20 protein-coding genes and 3 tRNA genes are annotated in these 17,828 nt (G+C 60.3%); 12 read left to right on the top strand and 11 right to left on the bottom strand.

Features of this window, described 5'->3' with window-relative positions; all coding sequences use genetic code 11:
- Positions 1 to 33: 33 nt before the first annotated feature.
- A complete protein-coding gene (locus ACZ89F_RS15085; RefSeq protein WP_476092658.1) occupies positions 34 to 762 on the top strand; it encodes a hypothetical protein in 729 nt (242 codons plus the stop codon).
- The gene (locus ACZ89F_RS15080) at positions 759 to 1,499 is read left to right on the top strand and encodes a hypothetical protein (RefSeq protein ID WP_476092657.1); all 741 of its coding nucleotides are present in this window, start codon (positions 759 to 761) and stop codon (positions 1,497 to 1,499) included. The genes ACZ89F_RS15085 and ACZ89F_RS15080 overlap by 4 nt, the downstream gene beginning before the upstream one ends.
- Positions 1,500 to 2,125: 626 nt before the next feature.
- Here ACZ89F_RS15080 and ACZ89F_RS15075 read toward each other — a convergent pair.
- A tRNA-Thr gene (locus ACZ89F_RS15075) sits at positions 2,126 to 2,201 on the bottom strand.
- A 156-nt stretch (positions 2,202 to 2,357) separates the two neighbouring features.
- Between ACZ89F_RS15075 and ACZ89F_RS15070 the strand changes: the two genes are divergently transcribed.
- The 3 genes from ACZ89F_RS15070 (at position 2,358) to ACZ89F_RS15060 (ending at position 3,491) form a co-directional block, all read left to right on the top strand.
- Entirely contained in the window at positions 2,358 to 2,525 is a 168-nt protein-coding gene (locus tag ACZ89F_RS15070) for a hypothetical protein (RefSeq protein WP_013531392.1), read from the top strand.
- Positions 2,526 to 2,701: 176 nt separating this feature from the next.
- Positions 2,702 to 2,920: a hypothetical protein gene (locus tag ACZ89F_RS15065; protein ID WP_013531393.1), complete on the top strand. Its 219-nt coding sequence runs from the start codon at positions 2,702 to 2,704 to the stop codon at positions 2,918 to 2,920.
- Positions 2,921 to 3,182: 262 nt separating this feature from the next.
- Complete coding sequence (locus ACZ89F_RS15060; protein WP_476092655.1) at positions 3,183 to 3,491, top strand: BA14K family protein; 309 nt, start codon at positions 3,183 to 3,185, stop codon at positions 3,489 to 3,491.
- 68 nt (positions 3,492 to 3,559) lie between these two features.
- Here the strand turns inward: ACZ89F_RS15060 and bhcR are convergent, their stop codons facing one another.
- Positions 3,560 to 4,381: an HTH-type transcriptional regulator BhcR gene (bhcR, locus tag ACZ89F_RS15055; protein WP_476092653.1), complete on the bottom strand. Its 822-nt coding sequence runs from the start codon at positions 4,379 to 4,381 to the stop codon at positions 3,560 to 3,562.
- Between the two features lie 212 nt (positions 4,382 to 4,593).
- Here bhcR and gcl point away from each other — a divergent pair, with 212 nt between their 5' ends.
- From gcl to ACZ89F_RS15040, 3 genes are all read left to right on the top strand, one after another.
- The gene (gene gcl / locus ACZ89F_RS15050; protein WP_476092651.1) at positions 4,594 to 6,375 is read left to right on the top strand and encodes a glyoxylate carboligase; all 1,782 of its coding nucleotides are present in this window, start codon (positions 4,594 to 4,596) and stop codon (positions 6,373 to 6,375) included.
- 17 nt (positions 6,376 to 6,392) lie between these two features.
- Positions 6,393 to 7,190 (top strand): 2-oxo-tetronate isomerase, encoded by a 798-nt coding sequence (gene otnI, locus ACZ89F_RS15045; protein ID WP_476092649.1) that lies wholly within the window; start codon positions 6,393 to 6,395, stop codon positions 7,188 to 7,190.
- 144 nt (positions 7,191 to 7,334) lie between these two features.
- A complete protein-coding gene (locus ACZ89F_RS15040) occupies positions 7,335 to 8,267 on the top strand; it encodes a 2-hydroxy-3-oxopropionate reductase (protein ID WP_476097291.1) in 933 nt (310 codons plus the stop codon).
- A 127-nt stretch (positions 8,268 to 8,394) separates the two neighbouring features.
- On the opposite strand, the gene rlmB is transcribed toward ACZ89F_RS15040, so the two are convergent.
- Positions 8,395 to 9,243, bottom strand: a complete 849-nt coding sequence (gene rlmB / locus ACZ89F_RS15035) for a 23S rRNA (guanosine(2251)-2'-O)-methyltransferase RlmB (RefSeq protein ID WP_476092647.1) — start codon at positions 9,241 to 9,243, stop codon at positions 8,395 to 8,397.
- 198 nt (positions 9,244 to 9,441) lie between these two features.
- Here rlmB and ACZ89F_RS15030 point away from each other — a divergent pair.
- Positions 9,442 to 9,526, top strand: a tRNA-Tyr gene (locus tag ACZ89F_RS15030).
- Positions 9,527 to 9,615: 89 nt separating this feature from the next.
- Positions 9,616 to 9,689: transfer RNA gene (locus ACZ89F_RS15025), tRNA-Gly, on the top strand.
- Positions 9,690 to 9,767: 78 nt separating this feature from the next.
- Here ACZ89F_RS15025 and ACZ89F_RS15020 read toward each other — a convergent pair.
- On the bottom strand, positions 9,768 to 10,232 hold the full coding sequence (locus ACZ89F_RS15020) for a YidB family protein (protein WP_476092646.1): 465 nt from the start codon (positions 10,230 to 10,232) through the stop codon (positions 9,768 to 9,770).
- A 131-nt stretch (positions 10,233 to 10,363) separates the two neighbouring features.
- Here ACZ89F_RS15020 and ACZ89F_RS15015 point away from each other — a divergent pair, with 131 nt between their 5' ends.
- Positions 10,364 to 10,621: a GlsB/YeaQ/YmgE family stress response membrane protein gene (locus tag ACZ89F_RS15015; protein ID WP_476092644.1), complete on the top strand. Its 258-nt coding sequence runs from the start codon at positions 10,364 to 10,366 to the stop codon at positions 10,619 to 10,621.
- Positions 10,622 to 10,720: 99 nt separating this feature from the next.
- Here the strand turns inward: ACZ89F_RS15015 and ACZ89F_RS15010 are convergent, their stop codons facing one another.
- The 7 genes from ACZ89F_RS15010 to ACZ89F_RS14980 form a co-directional block, all read right to left on the bottom strand.
- The gene (locus ACZ89F_RS15010) at positions 10,721 to 10,858 is read right to left on the bottom strand and encodes a hypothetical protein (protein WP_164548697.1); all 138 of its coding nucleotides are present in this window, start codon (positions 10,856 to 10,858) and stop codon (positions 10,721 to 10,723) included.
- A 118-nt stretch (positions 10,859 to 10,976) separates the two neighbouring features.
- The gene (locus tag ACZ89F_RS15005) at positions 10,977 to 11,864 is read right to left on the bottom strand and encodes a DMT family transporter (RefSeq protein ID WP_476092642.1); all 888 of its coding nucleotides are present in this window, start codon (positions 11,862 to 11,864) and stop codon (positions 10,977 to 10,979) included.
- A 65-nt stretch (positions 11,865 to 11,929) separates the two neighbouring features.
- Positions 11,930 to 12,739, bottom strand: a complete 810-nt coding sequence (locus tag ACZ89F_RS15000; protein WP_476092641.1) for an ABC transporter ATP-binding protein — start codon at positions 12,737 to 12,739, stop codon at positions 11,930 to 11,932.
- 3 nt (positions 12,740 to 12,742) lie between these two features.
- Positions 12,743 to 13,546 (bottom strand): ABC transporter permease, encoded by an 804-nt coding sequence (locus ACZ89F_RS14995; RefSeq protein WP_476097290.1) that lies wholly within the window; start codon positions 13,544 to 13,546, stop codon positions 12,743 to 12,745.
- 5 nt (positions 13,547 to 13,551) lie between these two features.
- Entirely contained in the window at positions 13,552 to 14,586 is a 1,035-nt protein-coding gene (locus ACZ89F_RS14990; RefSeq protein WP_476092640.1) for an ABC transporter substrate-binding protein, read from the bottom strand.
- Between the two features lie 24 nt (positions 14,587 to 14,610).
- Positions 14,611 to 15,735, bottom strand: coding sequence for an LLM class flavin-dependent oxidoreductase (locus tag ACZ89F_RS14985; RefSeq protein WP_476092638.1), 1,125 nt, complete (start codon positions 15,733 to 15,735; stop codon positions 14,611 to 14,613).
- On the bottom strand, positions 15,732 to 16,058 hold the full coding sequence (locus tag ACZ89F_RS14980; RefSeq protein ID WP_476092636.1) for a YdhR family protein: 327 nt from the start codon (positions 16,056 to 16,058) through the stop codon (positions 15,732 to 15,734). Before ACZ89F_RS14980 ends, ACZ89F_RS14985 begins: the two co-directional genes overlap by 4 nt.
- A gap of 224 nt (positions 16,059 to 16,282) precedes the next feature.
- Here ACZ89F_RS14980 and ACZ89F_RS14975 point away from each other — a divergent pair, with 224 nt between their 5' ends.
- Complete coding sequence (locus ACZ89F_RS14975; RefSeq protein WP_476092635.1) at positions 16,283 to 17,656, top strand: aminotransferase-like domain-containing protein; 1,374 nt, start codon at positions 16,283 to 16,285, stop codon at positions 17,654 to 17,656.
- Positions 17,657 to 17,828: the final 172 nt, after the last annotated feature.

Here is a 17,828-nt window from a genome sequence, read left to right as displayed (position 1 = left end):
TCAATGTTAAACCTCGTGAAACAGGAGGGGGATATGGCGGGCAAGTGGCAGACAGAGATTCTGCGGCTCACTGTTTTTGCGAACGAGCCAATCAAAGGCTCCGAAGCTGAATGGACTACTTTAACTGGTCAAGACGAAGCGGAATTGAGGCAGACCGTTCCGGCAGGGCGTGTCTACTCCGGGGAGTATGGTCCCGGACGTCTAACTCTTTCATTCCAGGCTTCACGAGTTGACATCGTACTAACACAAAACCAATCGCCCGAAGCAGTCAGCGATCTGCCAACATTTGCAAGTTTTGACGACAGCTTCCCGGCATTCGTTGAGACGGCAATGGGTTGGCTGGAGAGCACTCCCTATTCTATTGTTCGCATTGCGTTTGGTTGTGTGGTTCTTCAAAGAACCGAAGGCGTTGAGGATACAAATCGTATCTTGGCCACGTACGTTCGAACAGCCAAAATCGAAGATCGGGTCAAAGACTTTTTGCTGCGCACAAATTGGCCGACCAAAAGTAGTGTTACTGGAAGCGAGATAAATCGAATAACCTCTTTCGGTGCGATGCGAATTCTGAATGGCGCGGTTAGGATGGGTCCTGAGGACGGTATAGTTGCGATAGGCGATCCTATTTTTGCTGTACGTCTCGAACTTGATCACAGCACACCTGCAGGAAACACGACGCCGTTTGAGAAATCACTTTTGATACCCATATTTGAAGAGCTACTTCGTCTAGCGCGTGAAAATGTCGAGTCTGGTGAATGCCCATGAATGCCTTTGCGGCGGCAAACGCGACAGCCCCAATCTATCCAATTGGCATCTTGCAGGCTGGTGAAGCCGGGTATCCGGAAGGGTCCGGCCCTATGAGCGCTAATGTCACCGCAAGTCGGTACGTTTCCGGTTATGCTCATAACGCCAAAGTCGAGGCTCTTTTCGCGGATTATTGGCGAACGAAGTGGGGGGGCGACGTTTCACATTATTTTGCTCTCGGCGAGCCGTTTCCCGAGAATCCCCCGCCTAACGCCGTGTTTTTACCGCATTTTGCCCACGGAGGGCCATTCCCTGAGAGCCCGCGTAACGCCGTGCTTGCGCAACTGTGGGCCGCTATATTCGCCCAAGAGATCACAACAGCCCGTCGTATCGGGGTTCCGGGACGCCAAGATCGGCTGGCTTCATACACGAAGTATGAAGCTGAAAATTGGGACGGATTCGACGCTGATCCAATTACGGCCGAAACCTTAGCTGCTACTAGAAAGTTTTTGGATTCTTTGCCCATGCCACTGTCCACGCCGGCAATTGCCCCCGGCACGGACGGTGCAATTGCTCTTGAATGGATTTGGAAAAGTGGCGAGTTGCATAAGCTCTTTATCGATATCGGACCGGGGAAAGTTTGGAAGGGCTACTGGCGGCGCGCAGATGGTCAAAGCGGAGTACTGAATGCGCGGGATATCGAGTTAGGAAGTCTTAAATTTGATCTGGCGCGGCTCGTGAGGAGGCTTAACCGCTAAATGGCGCTGAATTGGGGGGATAGGGCGGATGTCCGTGACTATTGGCTGCGCATACTAACAAATGAGGAATACCTGAGGCCCGATGGCACTGTTCACAATGCTGCCTTTGGGGGTAAGGCGATTCGTCAGCCGGACGATCGTGCTTGGACTTTGGAGTTTTCCGGACGATTGCTTTCCCTAGTCAGGGACGTTGAAGCCGAAGCACGGGCATTCTGTGGCGATAAGATGCCTTTTGTCGGTGTGATGTACCAGAGCGTTGAGAATCTGCGGACGGACGGTAGCTCACCATTGCCGGGTTTCCCAACAGATGTTGTTTATACACCACGTGACGGCGACAATGCCCATGCGGACTTTGTTGGATATGGCCCCGGGTGCCGAGCATAAGTTTGCGCTTCGCGATTGGTTGCAGGACTTCATTCAGGCAGTGGTTTCCACCCAATGTAACGTTGTCGAGCAATTGCGCGAAAACGCGCCGACTGGCGCTGCCTGAGAGACTCGAACCCCGGCCTGCCGCCTACAAGGCGAGTATTCCACCAACTGAGCTAAGGCAATACGTACCCCTGAGATTACCCGTAAGTGCAGACCCTGATATCCGTCAAAGGCAAAAACGAATGCATTGATTTTGCTGGTGCCCCCGGACGGAATCGAACCGCCGACCTTCGGTTTACAAAACCGCTGCTCTACCAGCTGAGCTACAAGGGCACGGCGCTCCGGTTAGCATATTTGTTGCGCCAGTAAAGACAAAAACTCCGTTTTTTCCCGGCATGCCATATCGGCTGTCGGGGAGGGCATCCTGAAAAGCGCCGGATTGCTTCCTACATCCAGCGAAGGTGCAATCGCTTCGAGCAGGGGTTTCGCATGATCAGATTTGTCATCATTCTCCCAATCATCTTCGTGGCCTGGATGCTGCTGGTGAAGATCATCAGCGATGTGAAGAAGGCCAATGTCGACTGGACCGGCGTCACCACCATCATCGGCTTCATCGCGCTCGCCTTCTGGCTCCGCCATGTCACGGGAATGGGATGAGGCAATAGGCAATAGGCAATAGGGGGGTGCATCGCTCGTATGCGCGTGGTGCTCTTCGCTACTGCCTACTGCCCCCTCTAGAAAATCTCCAAACCTATCGAACCTTTTCCCGCGCCGCGCCGACTGATGGTCAGAGGCGAATGGGTCGCCTCGATCAAAAGATCCAGGAGATCATCATGTTCAAGCGCACTCTTACCTCAGGCCTCGTCGCCATCTTCGTCGCCACCGGCGCGCTCGCCGGCACTGTCGGCACGTCGTCAGCCCACGGCATGCACGGCCATCATCATCACCACCACAACCATCACAAGAAGCACTTCAAGAAGTTCTGGTGGAAGCACTACAACCACCACCACAACCATCACCACAGGCACGGCAGGGTGATCATTTTCCTTTGATGGAGGGACCCATTCTTCCAAGAGGGCGGCTTCGGCCGCCCTTTTTGCGTTTGGTGTCGGAAGCCCCGCCCGCAGGTCAACATCAAGGTTCAAATTCCAGCGCGACGCGCGGTCCGAAGGGAATCGCGACAAGCAACCTCCTGCGGCTAATTTCCCCGGCTCCAGAAAAATCGAAAAAAGATCCGAACCTTTTTCCTGGCCGCAACGACTGATGATCAAGAGGCGGATGGATCGCCTCGGTCAACGAAGCAAGGAGATCATCATGTTCAAGAACACACTCGTTTCCGGCCTCATCGCCACCGCCGTCGCTGCCACCGCGCTGGTCGGCACCGTCCAGCCATCGGCCGCTCACAGCCATCACCACAACCGCGAAATCGGTATCGGCATTGCTGCCGGCGTCGGCGGCTTCGTCCTGGGCAGCCTGCTCTCCCAACAGCCCCGTACCGTCTATGTCGATGAAGACGGCGGTTCGTGGCATGTCCGCCGCTGCTACGATCGCTACGCGAGCTACGACGTCGACTCCGACACCTATATCGGCCACGACGGCTATCGTCACTACTGCCGGCTCTGAGAGGAGGTTGCGTTTCAATCAACTGAAAAGAGGGGCGCCCCACCGCCCCTTTTGCTGTCCGCATGATCTCAGGCCGAGCTGACGCCGCCGATCATCCTGGTCACCTCGGCGGCGGCATCGCGCACCAGCGGGCCGATCTCGGCCAGCCGCTCCGGCGTCACCCGCACCGTTGGTCCCGACACCGAGACGCCGCCGATCGGCTCGCCGAATTCGTTGAAGATGGCGGCCGCCACGCAGCGCATGCCGGGGTGCCGCTCCTCGTCGTCGACCGACCAGCCGCGCAGCTTGATTCTCGCCAGGTCGTGGGCAAGCGCCGAAATGTCGGAAAGCGTCCTGTCGGTGAAGCGCTGCAGGCCGGCCTTGCGCAGGATGGTTCCGACGCGCTCCGGCTCGAGATGCGCCAGCACCGCCTTGCCGATGCCGGATGCATGGAAGGGGCTGCGCGTGCCCGGCCGGAAGAAGGCGCGGATCGCCTGATGCGTCTCGACCTGGCTGACGAAGACCACGCAATCATCCTCGGCGACACCGAGATTGGCGGTCTCGCCGGTTCTTTCCATCAACTCCTGCATGACCACGCGGGCACGGTCGACCAGTTTTCGGCGGCGCAGGAAGGCCGCGCCCATGCGGTAGGTCTCGACGCCGATCGACCACAGCTGGTCGCTGGTGTCGAATTCGACCATGCCGTGGTTTTGCAGCGTCGTCAGCATGCGGTAGGCGGTGGAGGCGGCAAGGCCGCTCTGCGCTGATATCTCGCTCAGCGACAGGCCGCTTCCTTCCGCGACAATGGCCAGGATGCGCAGCGCCCGGTCGAGCGACTGCACCGAACTGGCCTCGGACGGCCCGTTGAAAGCGCGCGGCCGGCCGCGCTGGCGTTTTTCGGTGGTTTCCATGGCGCCATTCTGGCCGATTTCGCCGAACAGGCAATGAAAAAGTTTTTCACTCTTACGCCGGAGTGAATTCTTGGAAAACAGAAAATCCAATAAAATCAATATACAGGCACCGTTTTCTAGAAATGAAAAAATATTCTGAAAAAATTGAAAAATGGCCGGCTTGCTGACATCCTCAGCCATCCAACAATGACAAACCCCGTGGAGGGCTGGAAATGGCCAGGATGCGCGCTGTCGATGCCGCGGTTCTCGTTCTCGAAAAGGAAGGCATTTCCTGCGCGTTCGGCGTTCCGGGCGCGGCGATCAATCCGTTCTATTCGGCGCTGAAGGCGAGGGGCACCATCCGCCACGTCCTTGCCCGTCACGTCGAGGCCGCTTCGCACATGGCGGAAGGCTATACCCGCGCCAAGGCAGGCAATATCGGCCTGTGCATCGGCACCTCGGGCCCGGCCGGCACCGACATGATCACCGGGCTTTATTCGGCGGCGGCGGATTCCATTCCGATCCTGTGCATCACCGGCCAGGCGCCGCGCGCGCGGCTCAACAAGGAGGATTTCCAGGCCGTCGACATATCAGCCATTGCCGCGCCGGTCGCCAAATGGGCGGTCACCGTCATGGAGCCCTATCTGGTGCCGATGGCGCTGCAGAAGGCATTTCATCTTATGCGCTCGTCACGGCCGGGTCCGGTGCTGATCGACCTGCCGGTCGACGTCCAGCTGGCCGAGATCGAGTTCGACATCGATGCCTATGAGCCGCTGACGCCGTTCAAGCCTGCCATGACGCGCGCCCAGGCCGAAAAGGCATTGACCATGCTCAACGCGGCCGAAAAGCCGCTGATCGTCGCCGGCGGTGGCATCATCAACGCCGATGCGTCGGATCTGCTCATCGAATTCGCCGAAATTTCGGGCGTGCCGGTTATCCCGACTTTGATGGGCTGGGGCGCGATCCCTGACGACCACCGGCTGATGGCCGGCATGTGTGGGCTGCAGACCTCGCATCGCTATGGCAATGCGACGATGCTGGAAGCCGACTTCGTCTTCGGCATCGGCAACCGCTGGGCCAACCGTCACACCGGCTCCGTCGATGTCTACACCAAGGGAAAAAAATTCATCCATGTCGATATCGAGCCGACGCAGATCGGCCGTGTCTTCGCGCCGGACCTCGGCGTCGTGTCGGATGCGGGGGCGGCATTGAAGGTGCTGCTCGACGTCGCCACCGAGTGGAAGACGGCGGGCAGACTGCGCGACTGGTCCGGCTGGGCGAAGGAGTGCCAGGGCCGCAAGAAGACGATGAAGCGCAAGACGCATTTCGACCAGGTGCCGCTGAAGCCGCAGCGTGTCTATGAGGAGATGAACAAGGCGTTCGGCCGCGACGTCACCTATGTCACCACGATCGGCCTGTCGCAGATCGCCGGGGCGCAGTTCCTGCATGTCTACAAGCCGCGCAACTGGATCAATTGCGGCCAGGCCGGCCCGCTCGGCTGGACCTTACCGGCAGCGCTTGGCGTTCGCGCCGCCGATCCCGACCGCACCATCGTGGCGCTGTCTGGCGACTACGACTTCCAGTTCATGATCGAGGAGCTGGCGGTCGGCGCACAGCACAAATTGCCCTATCTGCATGTCGTCGTGAACAATGCCTATCTCGGCCTGATCCGCCAGGCGCAGCGCGGCTTTTCGATGGATTTCGAGGTCAGCCTCGCCTTCGAGAACATCAACCGTTCGGGCGATCCCGAGGCCGGCTACGGCGTCGACCATATTGCCGTCGCCGAGGCGATGGGCTGCAAGGCGGTCAGGGTGCGCAAGCCGGAAGAGTTCGCCGGTGCCTTCAAGGAGGCACAGCGGCTGATGAAGGAGCATCAGGTGCCGGTCGTGCTCGAATTCATCCTCGAACGCGTCACCAACATCTCGATGGGCACCGAGATCGACAAGATCACCGAATTCGAGGACCTTGCCGAACATCAGGAAGACGCGCCGACCGCAATCGTGATGCTCGACTGACAGTAAGGAGAAAAAGAATGCCGCGTTTTTCAGCCAATCTGTCGATGCTCTTTGGCGAGCATGATTTCCTCGACCGTTTCGATGCCGCCGCTCGCGCCGGCTTCAAGGGCGTCGAATATATCGGCCCGTATGACCATGCGCCCGATGTTGTCGCTGCCCGGCTGAAGAAGAATGGCCTGACCCAGGTGCTGTTCAACCTGCCGCCGGGCGACTGGGGCAAGGGCGAGCGCGGCATTGCGGTGTTGCCGGACCGCGTGCCGGAATTCCGCCAGGGCATCGCCAAGGCGATCACCTATGCGCAGGCGCTCGGCTGCCAGCAGGTCAATTGCCTGGCCGGCATCGCGCCCGCCGGCACTGAGCGCAAGGTGCTGGAGGATGTCTTTGCCGAAAACCTCGCTTTTGCTGCGGAGAAGCTGGAGCAGGCCGGCATCAGGCTGCTGATCGAGCCGATCAACACGCGCGATATCCCGGGCTTCTTCCTTAATTATTCGGACCAGGCGCTGGCGCTGATCGACCGTGTCGGCTCAAAAAACCTGTTCCTGCAATACGACATCTATCACATGCAAATCATGGAGGGGGATCTCGCCCGTAAAATCGAGGCAAACCTCGGCCGCATCGCGCATATCCAGCTTGCGGACAATCCCGGCCGTCATGAGCCGGGGACGGGCGAGATCAACTACCCCTTCCTCTACGAGCACATCGACCGCATCGGCTATTCCGGCTGGATTGGGGCGGAATACAAGCCGAAGGCCGGCACCGAGGCTGGGCTGGGGTGGTTTCGGGAGCTGGCCGGGCAGGGCAGTGCTGCGGCTTAAGCACTAGAGGCCCCCTCATCCGGCCGCTGCGCGGCCACCTTCTCCCCGGTGGGGAGAAGAGACAGGCACCGCCGTCGGCGACCTCTTCTCCCCTCGGGGAAAAGGTGGCCCGAAGGGCCGGATGAGGGGGCGTTTCAGACAGTCATTTGGAGAACCACAATGGAAACCATCGGCTTCATCGGCCTCGGCATCATGGGCGCACCGATGGCGGGGCATCTGCTGGACGCGGGCTATCATGTCATCGCCAGCGACCATCGCTCCAAGTCGCCGGCCGATCTCGTCGCCAAAGGCCTGAAAACAGTCACCGGCCATGCGTCCGTGGCCAAGGCAGCCGACATCATCATCCTGATGGTGCCCGACACCCCGCAGGTGGCCGATGTGCTGTTCGGCGAGAATGGCGTTGCGTCCGGTCTTTCGAAGGGCAAGCTGGTCATAGACATGAGCTCGATCTCGCCGATCGAGACCAAGACCTTTGCCAACAAGATCAACGAGCTGGGCTGCGACTATCTCGACGCACCGGTCTCGGGCGGTGAGGTCGGTGCCAAGGCGGCGTCGCTGACCATCATGGTGGGCGGCGAGGAAAAACCCTTCGAGCGCGCAAAACCCGTCTTCGAGAAGATGGGCAAGAATATCACCCTGGTCGGGCCGAACGGCGTTGGCCAGACCACCAAGGTGGCCAACCAGATCGTCGTCGCGCTGACCATTGAAGCCGTCGCCGAAGCGCTTGTTTTTGCGTCGAAAGCCGGCGCCGACCCGGCGAAGGTCAGGCAGGCGCTGATGGGCGGGCTGGCGGCTTCGCGCATCCTGGAAGTGCATGGCGAGCGCATGGTCAAGCGCACCTTCGCGCCGGGTTTTCGGATCGAACTGCACCAGAAGGATCTGAACCTCGCGCTGGAGGGCGCGAAGGCGCTCGGCGTGTCGCTGCCCAATACGTCCACCACGCAGCAACTGTTCAATTCCTGCGCGGCCAATGGCGGCGCCAAGGAAGATCATTCGGCTCTGGTCAGGGCGCTGGAGCGGATGGCCAATTTCGAGGTCGGCGCCGAGGCTGCCGGCACCCGGGGCAAAGCGGCATAGGTCAGGAGAGGGCGGCGCAACGTTCCCAAGTCGCCAACTCTTGGCCCATCGAAGAACGGGTTCCGGCGTCTATCGCCGGAACCCGTTTCTCGTTTCGAGATGGTTCCTGGCAGGCGGCCTGCCGTTTCTAGCTGCGCTTCAAAAATGCCCGCGCCACGTAGAGGCTGATCGCCGCGGCATTCGAAACGTTGAGCGAATGGATGGCGCCGGGCATGTCGAGTCGCGCAAGCGTGGTCACCGTCTCGCGCGTCTTCTGGCGCAGGCCCTTGCCTTCGGCGCCCAGCACCAGCGCGATCTTTTCTCCGGCAAAGCTCTTCTCGAGTTCGGCCGGCGCGTCCGAATCAAGTCCGATGGTGCGGAAGCCCGCCTCGTGCAGCTGGCCGAGCGCGTCGGCGAGGTTCTTCACCTCGATCTGGTCGATGTGCTCCAGCGCGCCGGAGGCGGATTTCGCCAGCACGCCCGATTCCTGCGGGCTGTGGCGGGCGGTGGTGATCAGCGCGCCGGCGCCGAAGGCGACCGCCGAGCGCAGGATGGCGCCGACATTGTGCGGGTCGGTGATCTGGTCGAGCACCAGCACCAGCTTTGCGTCGCCAAGTGCATCGAGCCGCTTCGGTTTCAGCGGCTCGGCCTCGATCAGCACGCCCTGATGCACGGCGTCCGACCCGGTGATCTTGTCGATGTCCCTGGGTTCGACCAGTTCAGTCTTGAAAGGCAGGGCGGCGAGATCGGCGATTTCCAGGCGCTCGGCCGCGTTGCGCGTCACCAGCATCCTTCTGATCTTGCGGCGCGGGTTGTCGAGTGCGGCGCGCACCGTGTGCAGGCCATAGAGCCGCACAAGGCCGTCCGCGGCATTTTCGCCCGGCGGAACCGGCTGTCGAGGCCTGAACGCCGGCGCGCCGCCGCTTTTCTCGTCGCGATAGGCGCGGCGCAGCTTGGCGTAATGGGTGTCTTTGGGTGTGTTGGTTTTATCGCTCATGGCTGGCTTCTATAGCCGTGTCCTCCGGCCAAGGATATGGCCCGTCGCCGCAGCCGGCGAACAACATCGAAAAACCCTGGCTGCGCGGTTGACACCCAATGGGCTTGCCGCCATAAGGCGCTGCGCTGGTTTCGGAGAAGACATTACTCGGGTCCGGATTGGCGTGAATGCCTCGTTGCATGGCTCCGGCGGCAGACTGGAGAGGTGCCCGAGTGGTTAAAGGGGACGGACTGTAAATCCGTTAGCTTAGCTTACGTTGGTTCGAATCCAACCCTCTCCACCACTGCCGGCCCGGAAGCCCTGAAACGCGAAAAGAATCGGACCGAAAAGTGCATGGCGCTTTTCGGGTGAATCCGGTACTTCAGGAACGGCGCGGGTATAGCTCAGTGGTAGAGCAGCAGCCTTCCAAGCTGAATATGCGGGTTCGATTCCCGCTACCCGCTCCAGACACTCAATCCCGGCGACCTCCAAGTCGAAACACTGCGCACCAGGCGCAGCGCTCCAATTGTCGTGGCTGCGACGCGCTAGCTATTGAACGCGGATGCGACCTGGTGCTGCTGCGGCACCTGGCCGTTCGGCGTCAGCTTGTCTACGATGCCGGGCAAGGCCGTGGACAGTTGCTTGAGCAGTTCCTGCTCGTCCATTCCGGTCCGTTGCGCGATCTCGCGAATGATCTGCGGTCCGATCGCGGAGCCGAGATCATTGGCGTTGATCGGCTGGTTCTGCCCGGTGCCGACCCAGGAGTCCGCGGCATTGCCATGGCCGGCGTCCCTGAGCTTGTCGAGCAGGCCGCCCAGTCCGCCGAGCAGGCCGCCGTCGGCGGACGTGGTTTCGGTAGGGGCAGGGCCGGTTGGAGCAGGAGCGGGAGACTGCTCGGGCTGTTCGGCATTTCTGCCGCTCAGCATTTTTCCGACCAGCAATGCGCCGAGCGCGATCATCAGCGGTTTGGTGATGTTGCCGCCGGGAACGGCGTTGTCAAAAAGTCCCATAGTGGATCCTCCATAGCGACCAAGCCCGAGTCCTCCTCAACAATGGAGCATTCGGGCGGAATTTCAAGTTGGCTTGAGGTTTTTACAATCCTATGAAAATGTCCGGTAGGCGGGGGATGGAGAGGAAAAAAATGGGTATCATCAGCTGGATCATTCTCGGCGCCATCGCTGGCTTCCTGGGCAGCAAGATCGTCAACAAGACCGGCCAGGGCCTGATCATGGATATCGTGCTCGGCATCGTCGGCGCCATCGTCGGCGGCGTGATCTGCAGCCAAATCTTCGGCGTGGGTGTCACCGGTCTCAACATCTCCAGCCTGATCGTCGCGGTGGTTGGCGCGGTGGTCGTCCTGTGGGCCTACCATCAGTTCAGCGCCAAGCGGACGCTTTAGGCGTCAGGCGGATCGTCTGAAGTTTCGAACTGTCTGAAGTTTCGACTGCTGGGAGGCGAGGAGAACGGCCTAGGGCCGATAGACCCAGCAGCGGCTCGCCTATGGCATCAACACTGCGTCGGCGGCGGCAAAGAAGATCAGCGTTCCCGCGATGAACACCGCCCAGCCGACGAGCGACTTGCGGATGGCGGCCTTGTGCTCGGCGTCGGAGTTCTTGTTCTGGTCAAAATCGGTCACAGGGAACTCCCTTGGCTGATTGATCATGTCGTCGTCGATCGGACGGGTCTTCGCCGATTAGACGATCTTTTTCGGCTCGGCAACAGCTTGTGCATGAGCACCTGCCTGGATGCCGAGGTTATGCCACGACGGCCAGCCTGCGCTGGCGCTGATCCAGCGACACGATGGTCAGCCCGCTGCCAACAACCAGCAGGATGCCGCAGACCGCCAGCGCGTTGGGGAATTGCCCGAACACCACAAGGCCTGAAATGACCGCCCAGACGGTGAAGCAATAGTAGAACGGCGCCACGGCGCTGGTCGGTCCGACGCGATAGGCCATGAAGATGAAGAAGTGGCCGAAGATCAGGAAAAATCCAGCACCTGCCATCAGCAGCAGGTGGTGCGTCCCGGGCATGACCCAGCGCTCGGAAACCAGATGCGCGGCACCGGCGCCGATCAGCACCACCACGACGGCGGAAATCGCCACGATCATCCCCGGCACCTCGGCCGCGACCCGCCTGCCGGCAAGGTCGCGCGCTGCCGCAAGCGCGGCGTTGCCGAGCGCCAGCAGCGCGTAGACCGAAATGCCTTGCATGGTCGGCTGCGCCACCATCAGGGCGCCGATGAAGCCGAGCCCGATCAGCGCCATGCGCCGGCCGCCGATCCGTTCACCAAACAGGATCGAGGAGCCGACCAGCATCAAGAGCGGCGTGATCTGTCCGAGCGCGGTGGAATCGGCGATCTGCATGTTGGCGAGCGCCACGACATAACAAAGGATCGCCGCCATCTCGAGCAGGTTCCTGCGCAGCACTTGGCCGTCGAAGATCAGCGGGATCTGCTTGCGGTAGCCGAGCGCGAACAGCAGCGGGAAGCCCCAGAGCGCTGCCGCCACGCCGCGCAGGAACAGCACTTCATAGGACGGCAGGCCCGCCGTCGCGAGCTTCATCATCGTGTCGTTGACGAGATACGACCCCGTCGAGACGATCATGAACAGCGGGCCGCGGATGGAGGCAGGGATGAAATGCATAGGCCCAGAAAATCAGACCGGCGCCGTCGCGGCAATGGGCCAGCCAGACATGATGGTTCATGCATTCAGGCACGGCTTACGCCGTTGACCGACAAATCCCAGGCGCTTGGCAATGCATTCTCGTTGTCCCAATCGCCAAGTTGCAGGCAGTCGCGTATCCGCGTCCGGGCGGCACCGCGGCTCGACTCGCTGTTGCCAAAATCGTCGAGGACGGCCAGGACCCGGCCGGGCCGCCCAAGCACGATGATCCGGTCGCTGAGATCCAGCGCTTCGTCGATGGAATGGGTAACATGCAGGACAGTCTTTCCGCCCTGCGTTGCGGCTGTCTTGAAATCCAGACGCAGGCGGTTGCCTGTCGCCTCGTCAAGGTGTCCGAAGGCTTCGTCGGCAAGGAGGATGTCGGGATCGCTGGCCAGCGCCCTTGCCACTGCCACACGCTGTCTCATCCCGCCCGAAAGCTCGCCCGGCCGGGCATTCTCAACCCCTTCGAGACCGAACCTTGCAAGCAGATCCTTTGCGGCTTGATATGCCTCTCGGTTGCGGTTGCCGAGAATTTCTCTCGGTAGCAAGACATTGTCGATGGCGGACCTCCAGGGAAGCAGCCGGTCGTTCTGAAAAACGCAGCCGATCCTTCCCTTCAGCGCGTTGAAATCGGCATAGGGTTCGAGGCCATGCACGAGTACTCTGCCGCGATCGGGTCGCAGCAATCCCAGCAAGAGATTGATCGATGTCGACTTACCGCAGCCGGAGCGTCCAAGCACGCACAGATACTCGCCACTCCTCACGGAAAATGTGAGATCCTCGATAGCCGGCGTCCTGTGACCGGCACGGCTGAATTGCTTGCCGACGCCCTCGAAACGGATTGCGTCATCCATGCTTCAATCCTTTCGGCCGCGGGAGCGGAGCAGCCGCTCTTCCAGGAGCTGCAGAAGCTTGTCGGAAATCAGGATCCACAAGACAAGAACAACAGTCCAGGCGAGGACATCGTCCATGCGGAATTGCTCCTCGGCGATCCGGAGCTGATAGCCGACACCGCTCACCCCGCCGAGCAACTCGGCAAACACCGCCACCTTTGCCGCGGCACCTATGTTGACCCGAAGACCGGTTATGAGATTGGGCAGGATTGCAGGGATTACCAGCTTGAATAGTGTCTGGCTGCCGCTAGGCCGCCACGCCCTGACCATTTCCCAAAGGTCCAATGGAATGGCTCGCACCCCGTCGCGAGTCAGATAGTAAAAGCTCGGCAGCGTGCTGATAATGACGATGAAGGCATTCCGGACCTCCACGTCCTTGAACCAGATGATGGAGAAAATGATCCAGCAGACACTTGGCACGCCCTGTTTGATCTGCACGAGCGGCGAGATCAGCCGATCAACCGAACGGTAAAGCCCACCAGCAACGCCAAGTGCGGTCGAAACCAGAAATGATATGGAAAGTGCCACGACTATCCGAAGATAGGTGTGGGCCGTCGTACCGATCAGGCTGCCGTCGCGAAGGAGTTTCATGAAGCGTGCGGCGATATCCTCGAGAGGAGGAAAGAGAATGGTCGGAAGCTGCGAGGAAGCGATCTGCCAAGCTATCAGGATCGCGACGACTGCGATCCAGCCCTCCAGGTTCCAGCGGCGGGCGCGTTCACGGCCACCGTCCGGGAGGGATGCCTGGTCCGTGGCTGGGTAAGCCATGTCGTTCACCCGCCGCCTTGTCCAATGCGGGGCGCAGCGACGATGAGCCTGTCAACTTCCTCATCGGTGAGAGGACGGTCGATCAATCCGGTCTCGGGCAGCACTTTCTGCGTCAGCACCGTGATGGCAGGTCGCAGATCAGACGCCCGAACGACCCGTCCGGCTTCGGGATATCGTGTGAGGAAGTCGACGACGAAGGACTTGGGTGCCAGCGTGCGCTCTTCGCCAAGCAAGTCGGCCGTTGCCTCTGGATGGGCGATGACGTCGTCTATCGCCTCCTTGTAGGCCGCTTCGAACTTCTGCAAGAGCTCGCGGTTTTCAGGTTTCTCGTACCACCCCGTGCGCACGCCAAGAAGGAACATGGGGACGTAGTCGACCCCGGTCAGGGATTCCCATTTCGCCTTGTCGAAAGTCGGGATGAAGCGGAACCGGCCGGGTTGGGCCGCCTCCAGCTTGAGGCGCGTGTCGTCAAACGCCGTGATCGCGTCCACCCGCTTTGCGATGAGATTGGTCGCCTGGGCCGAGGCCACGATCGAAGGGATGTCGACTTTCGTGAGGTCGACATTCTGGTGCTCGCGCAGGAAATACTGCTGGAACACCCATGAGCCGGATCCGGTCGAACCGGCCAGCGAATGCCCGACTATGTCCGCCGGCTTCTGAATATCGGGGTTCTCCGTAACCAGATAGGCATTGCCATAGTTGTTGTAGGTGGAGACCAATGAGACATCGACGCCCTTGAGCGCGAACCGCGCGGCGGTGGCGATGGTCAGGCACAGGCAGACCTGGTCCGTGCCGTTTATGAATTCGCTGTAGGCGACCGATACCGGCTTGAGATTGAATTGAAGGTCGAAGCCAAGTTTATGATCGATCTGTTTTTCCTTGATCAGCTGGATCGCCCAAACCGACGGATCGGCATTGGTGATCGCCGCAATCTTGAAAATCGGCAGCGGCTCCTCTGCCACGGCTCTACCACCGAGCAACGCGATGACCGCATAGGCCTTGAGCGCGACCAGGCCCGTCCTTCTGTCGAAGAATGACATTGAAACACCCCCTAAGATACTGTGTCAGGCGACCGCCGAGATGGATGATGATGGGGATCGATGTTCAGCGAAGCGTCGACGCAAATCCGGCAGGATGTAGCTTCCAATTTCGGGAACATCGCGAAGCCGGTTGAACCCATCCAGGATGAAAGTCGAAACGCCGGCATCGACATACTCAAGCAAGGCGGAGACGATGGTGTCCGGCGAACCCACAAGCGCCGTCGACTTGCCGCGCTGGGTGATGCCGGAAAGGCCGGTCCACAGGGCGCTATCGTGCCGCTCGCCGCGGCGGTTCACCTCGACCTGCTTGCGGTCGCCGGCGCTCGCCTCACGACCATCCTTGGCGGGAACCCAGCGCGTCAGCTTGGGCGCGACGTTCTTCGTCTGCTCGATCGCGGCTGCCCGCAACTCCTCGGCCCGTTTCCACGCGAGTTCATCGGTTGCCCCGATGATCAACCGCACGAGCACGATGATGCGCGGCAGATCCTTGCGCCCTGCCGCTCTCGCTTCCGAATGGATACGAGCGATGTCGCTCTTGAGCAGATCCAGCGGCTGTGCGTAGAGCGCATAGCCATCCGCCTCGGCTGCCCCAACGGCAAACGCCTCTTCGGAATTTCCGGCGAAATAGATCGGTATCCGTGGCGTCTGGTGGGGAAATATGCTCGCGGCAAAGCCTTCGATCGCATAGTGCTGGCCTGGAAAATCGAACCCGTCCGGCTCGGTCCAGGATTTTTTCAGTACCTGGATGAATTCCCGGGTTCTTTCGTAGCGATTCTTCTTTTCCAGCGGGTCGCCATATTTCTTCTGCCCATCGCTGTCGCGGCCGGTAATGGCGTGCAGGCGGACGCGCCCTTCGCTGATGTGATCAAGCGTCGCATAGGCGCGGGCCGCCAGGGTCGGCGAGATCAGTCCCGGCCGGTAGGCGATCAGATAATTGAGCCTTTGCGTGTGTGCGATGGCATGGGCGGCAATTTGCAGGCTGTCTGGGCCGTCACCGCCACCTCCGACCAGAACACCGTCGAAACCGGCATATTCATGCTCCCGTGCCTGCCGCGTGATGTAGTCACGATCAAGGCTGGCACCGCGTGACAGGTGGACCTCGGATTCGTCGCGGTGGGTCAGATGGCCGAATATCTCGATCCCCGTCATTGCGCTTCCTCGGCAATGAGATCGATCGGGGCCTGGGAAATGCGGCTCAGCTCTTCGTCGACGTCGAAGAGTTCGACCGTGATATTGCTTGTGGAAGGCGAGAATTTGCGATTTGCGCGCGCCGCGAGCCAAGCCTCCGCCGAAGGACGATCTTCGAACAGGAACAGACCGCCGCCGCGCCCTGTCGCTTCATTGCGCAGCCAGACCTTCCAGATGAAGCCCGGGATGGTCTTGCGGCTCTCGGCGGTCCGACGCTTTTCCTCGCGCGACACTTCCGGTTTGAAATCACTGCTGTAGTTAACCTGCGCAATCACACGGCCCATCATTTAGCTCCTTGGGAAGACATTCGTAGGCAGGTGGTGACGCCTGACCTCGAAACAAATGGTAGGCATTGCGAGTTTATGTTTGAACATTTTTTTATGTTTATTATTGTGATCATCGCGGAAAAATCATATTCATGATGCCTTGAAATTGGTCGACCATTTCTTGCCGGCCGTATCGGCCCTACAAGAGTTTCGAGCGTTGGTGGCCTTATTGGAGACGTGGCGTGTTGAAGAATACGAGTTCGGAGAGTGAGGCAGCGTCTGTCGACGCCGATTGGCTGGCTACCGCCTGTTTGGCCCGTGAGCCGAACGGAATTGCCGCCGAAATCGTTAGAAAGATCGAACTTCGCGAGTTGCCTCCAGGTATCCGACTGCCCACTGTCCGGGCGATGGCTGCTAGGCTCGATGTAAGTCCGAGCACCGTCGCGGCTGTCTGGTCGAGGCTTCGCAGCGATGGATTCGTGGAGACGCGGCGGCGCGGCGGAACTTATGTGACGGAAAAACTGGCGGAGCCGCCCTTACCGTGGGTGGCGCCGGGTCTGCTCGATCTTTCGCAGGCATCGGCCGACCCCATTCTTCAACCCGAACTGGAATCCGCCCTCTTGGCAGGACTTCGTGTGCCGAAGCTGCACGGACCTGACCTGGAATACATAATAGAGCCTCTGAAGCAGACGGCCATGAAGGAGTGGCCATTCGAGGCCGAGCAGTGGATGGTCGCCGGTGCCAGTTCGGAAAGCATGCTGCTTGCCGTGGCCGCGGCGGCGGAGCCGGGCAGCGTGGTCGCCGTCGAACAGCCGACGACGCCGCGTTTGCTACGGATTCTCGCTCTTCTCGGCATCGAAGCCATCGGGGTGGACTGGGATGCCAGCGGTCCCATCGTTGTTTCCTTGAGGGACGCACTCAAGCGGAATCCCGCAGCCTTCATTTACCAGCCGCGGGCACATTTGCCGCTCGGGATCGCCCTGACATGGGATCGCTGCCATGACCTGGCCGAAGCCCTACGGCACCATCCCGAAGTCAGTATCATCGAGGATGATCCACTGGGACCGCTCTGCAGCACGCCGGCTGCAAGCATTGGACGATGGCTGCCCGGTCAAACAGTGCTGGTCAGGTCTTTCTGCAAGGCCTTCGGCCTCGACTTGCGATCGAGCATCATCGGTGGGAATGCGAAACACGTGGCAGCCATTCGCCAGCAGCGGTCGCACGGGGTGGGCATGATCAGCCGCATTCTGCAGGGCGCGCTGAATCATCTGCTTGTGGATCCCGTTTCGAACGAGTGCTTGGTCAAGGCGCGGAAAGAATATGCCCACAGGCGATCTCTGTTGACGGTCGGGCTGAACCGCAGGGGTTTGAATGTCCCTGACGGTGGCGAAGGATTGCTGCTTTGGCTGCCCGTGGACAACGAAACGCGGGTTGCCACCGCGCTTGCGGAGAAGAGCGTCCTTGTTGGACAAGGCAGTCGCTTTTTTATCGGCCGGGAGGCTCCCCACATAGCCGTCAATACAGGACTGCTGCCGGGATCGACCGGAGAGATCGAGCAACTGGCCGAACTCATCGCCACAATCATCCTGGAAACGGACAATGGCCCCTTCGACTGATCGGGTGGAGTGTGACATCTGAATAGCGGCGTGGAAGGCGGGCCAACCCCCGCGGGGCCGTTGGCGAAGTGAGCTTTCACCCATTTCATTTCGTCTCCGGCCTTCCTATATCAGCGTCACATCCCGCAATCGGATCGATGGTTCGGACTGAGTGAGACGGCACCCAGCCAAA

Source organism: Mesorhizobium sp. USDA 3734 (assembly GCF_056279665.1).
The sequence above is the reverse complement of the archived record's forward strand: the minus strand, read 5'-3'. Positions and strand labels throughout refer to the sequence as shown.

What these genes read in the sequence shown, in the direction of transcription:
- ACZ89F_RS15065 (WP_013531393.1), top strand. Translation starts at nt 2,702, where the DNA reads ATGTTCAAGCGCACTCTTACCTCAGGCCTCGTCGCCATCTTCGTCGCC.
- otnI (WP_476092649.1), top strand. Translation starts at nt 6,393, where the DNA reads ATGCCGCGTTTTTCAGCCAATCTGTCGATGCTCTTTGGCGAGCATGAT.
- rlmB (WP_476092647.1), bottom strand. Translation starts at nt 9,243, where the DNA reads ATGAGCGATAAAACCAACACACCCAAAGACACCCATTACGCCAAGCTG.
- ACZ89F_RS15005 (WP_476092642.1), bottom strand. Translation starts at nt 11,864, where the DNA reads ATGCATTTCATCCCTGCCTCCATCCGCGGCCCGCTGTTCATGATCGTC.
- ACZ89F_RS15000 (WP_476092641.1), bottom strand. Translation starts at nt 12,739, where the DNA reads ATGGATGACGCAATCCGTTTCGAGGGCGTCGGCAAGCAATTCAGCCGT.
- ACZ89F_RS15070 (WP_013531392.1), top strand. Translation starts at nt 2,358, where the DNA reads ATGATCAGATTTGTCATCATTCTCCCAATCATCTTCGTGGCCTGGATG.
- ACZ89F_RS15015 (WP_476092644.1), top strand. Translation starts at nt 10,364, where the DNA reads ATGGGTATCATCAGCTGGATCATTCTCGGCGCCATCGCTGGCTTCCTG.
- bhcR (WP_476092653.1), bottom strand. Translation starts at nt 4,381, where the DNA reads ATGGAAACCACCGAAAAACGCCAGCGCGGCCGGCCGCGCGCTTTCAAC.
- ACZ89F_RS15080 (WP_476092657.1), top strand. Translation starts at nt 759, where the DNA reads ATGAATGCCTTTGCGGCGGCAAACGCGACAGCCCCAATCTATCCAATT.
- ACZ89F_RS15020 (WP_476092646.1), bottom strand. Translation starts at nt 10,232, where the DNA reads ATGGGACTTTTTGACAACGCCGTTCCCGGCGGCAACATCACCAAACCG.
- ACZ89F_RS15085 (WP_476092658.1), top strand. Translation starts at nt 34, where the DNA reads ATGGCGGGCAAGTGGCAGACAGAGATTCTGCGGCTCACTGTTTTTGCG.
- ACZ89F_RS14995 (WP_476097290.1), bottom strand. Translation starts at nt 13,546, where the DNA reads ATGGCTTACCCAGCCACGGACCAGGCATCCCTCCCGGACGGTGGCCGT.
- ACZ89F_RS14985 (WP_476092638.1), bottom strand. Translation starts at nt 15,735, where the DNA reads ATGACGGGGATCGAGATATTCGGCCATCTGACCCACCGCGACGAATCC.
- ACZ89F_RS15060 (WP_476092655.1), top strand. Translation starts at nt 3,183, where the DNA reads ATGTTCAAGAACACACTCGTTTCCGGCCTCATCGCCACCGCCGTCGCT.
- ACZ89F_RS14980 (WP_476092636.1), bottom strand. Translation starts at nt 16,058, where the DNA reads ATGGGCCGTGTGATTGCGCAGGTTAACTACAGCAGTGATTTCAAACCG.
- ACZ89F_RS14990 (WP_476092640.1), bottom strand. Translation starts at nt 14,586, where the DNA reads ATGTCATTCTTCGACAGAAGGACGGGCCTGGTCGCGCTCAAGGCCTAT.
- gcl (WP_476092651.1), top strand. Translation starts at nt 4,594, where the DNA reads ATGGCCAGGATGCGCGCTGTCGATGCCGCGGTTCTCGTTCTCGAAAAG.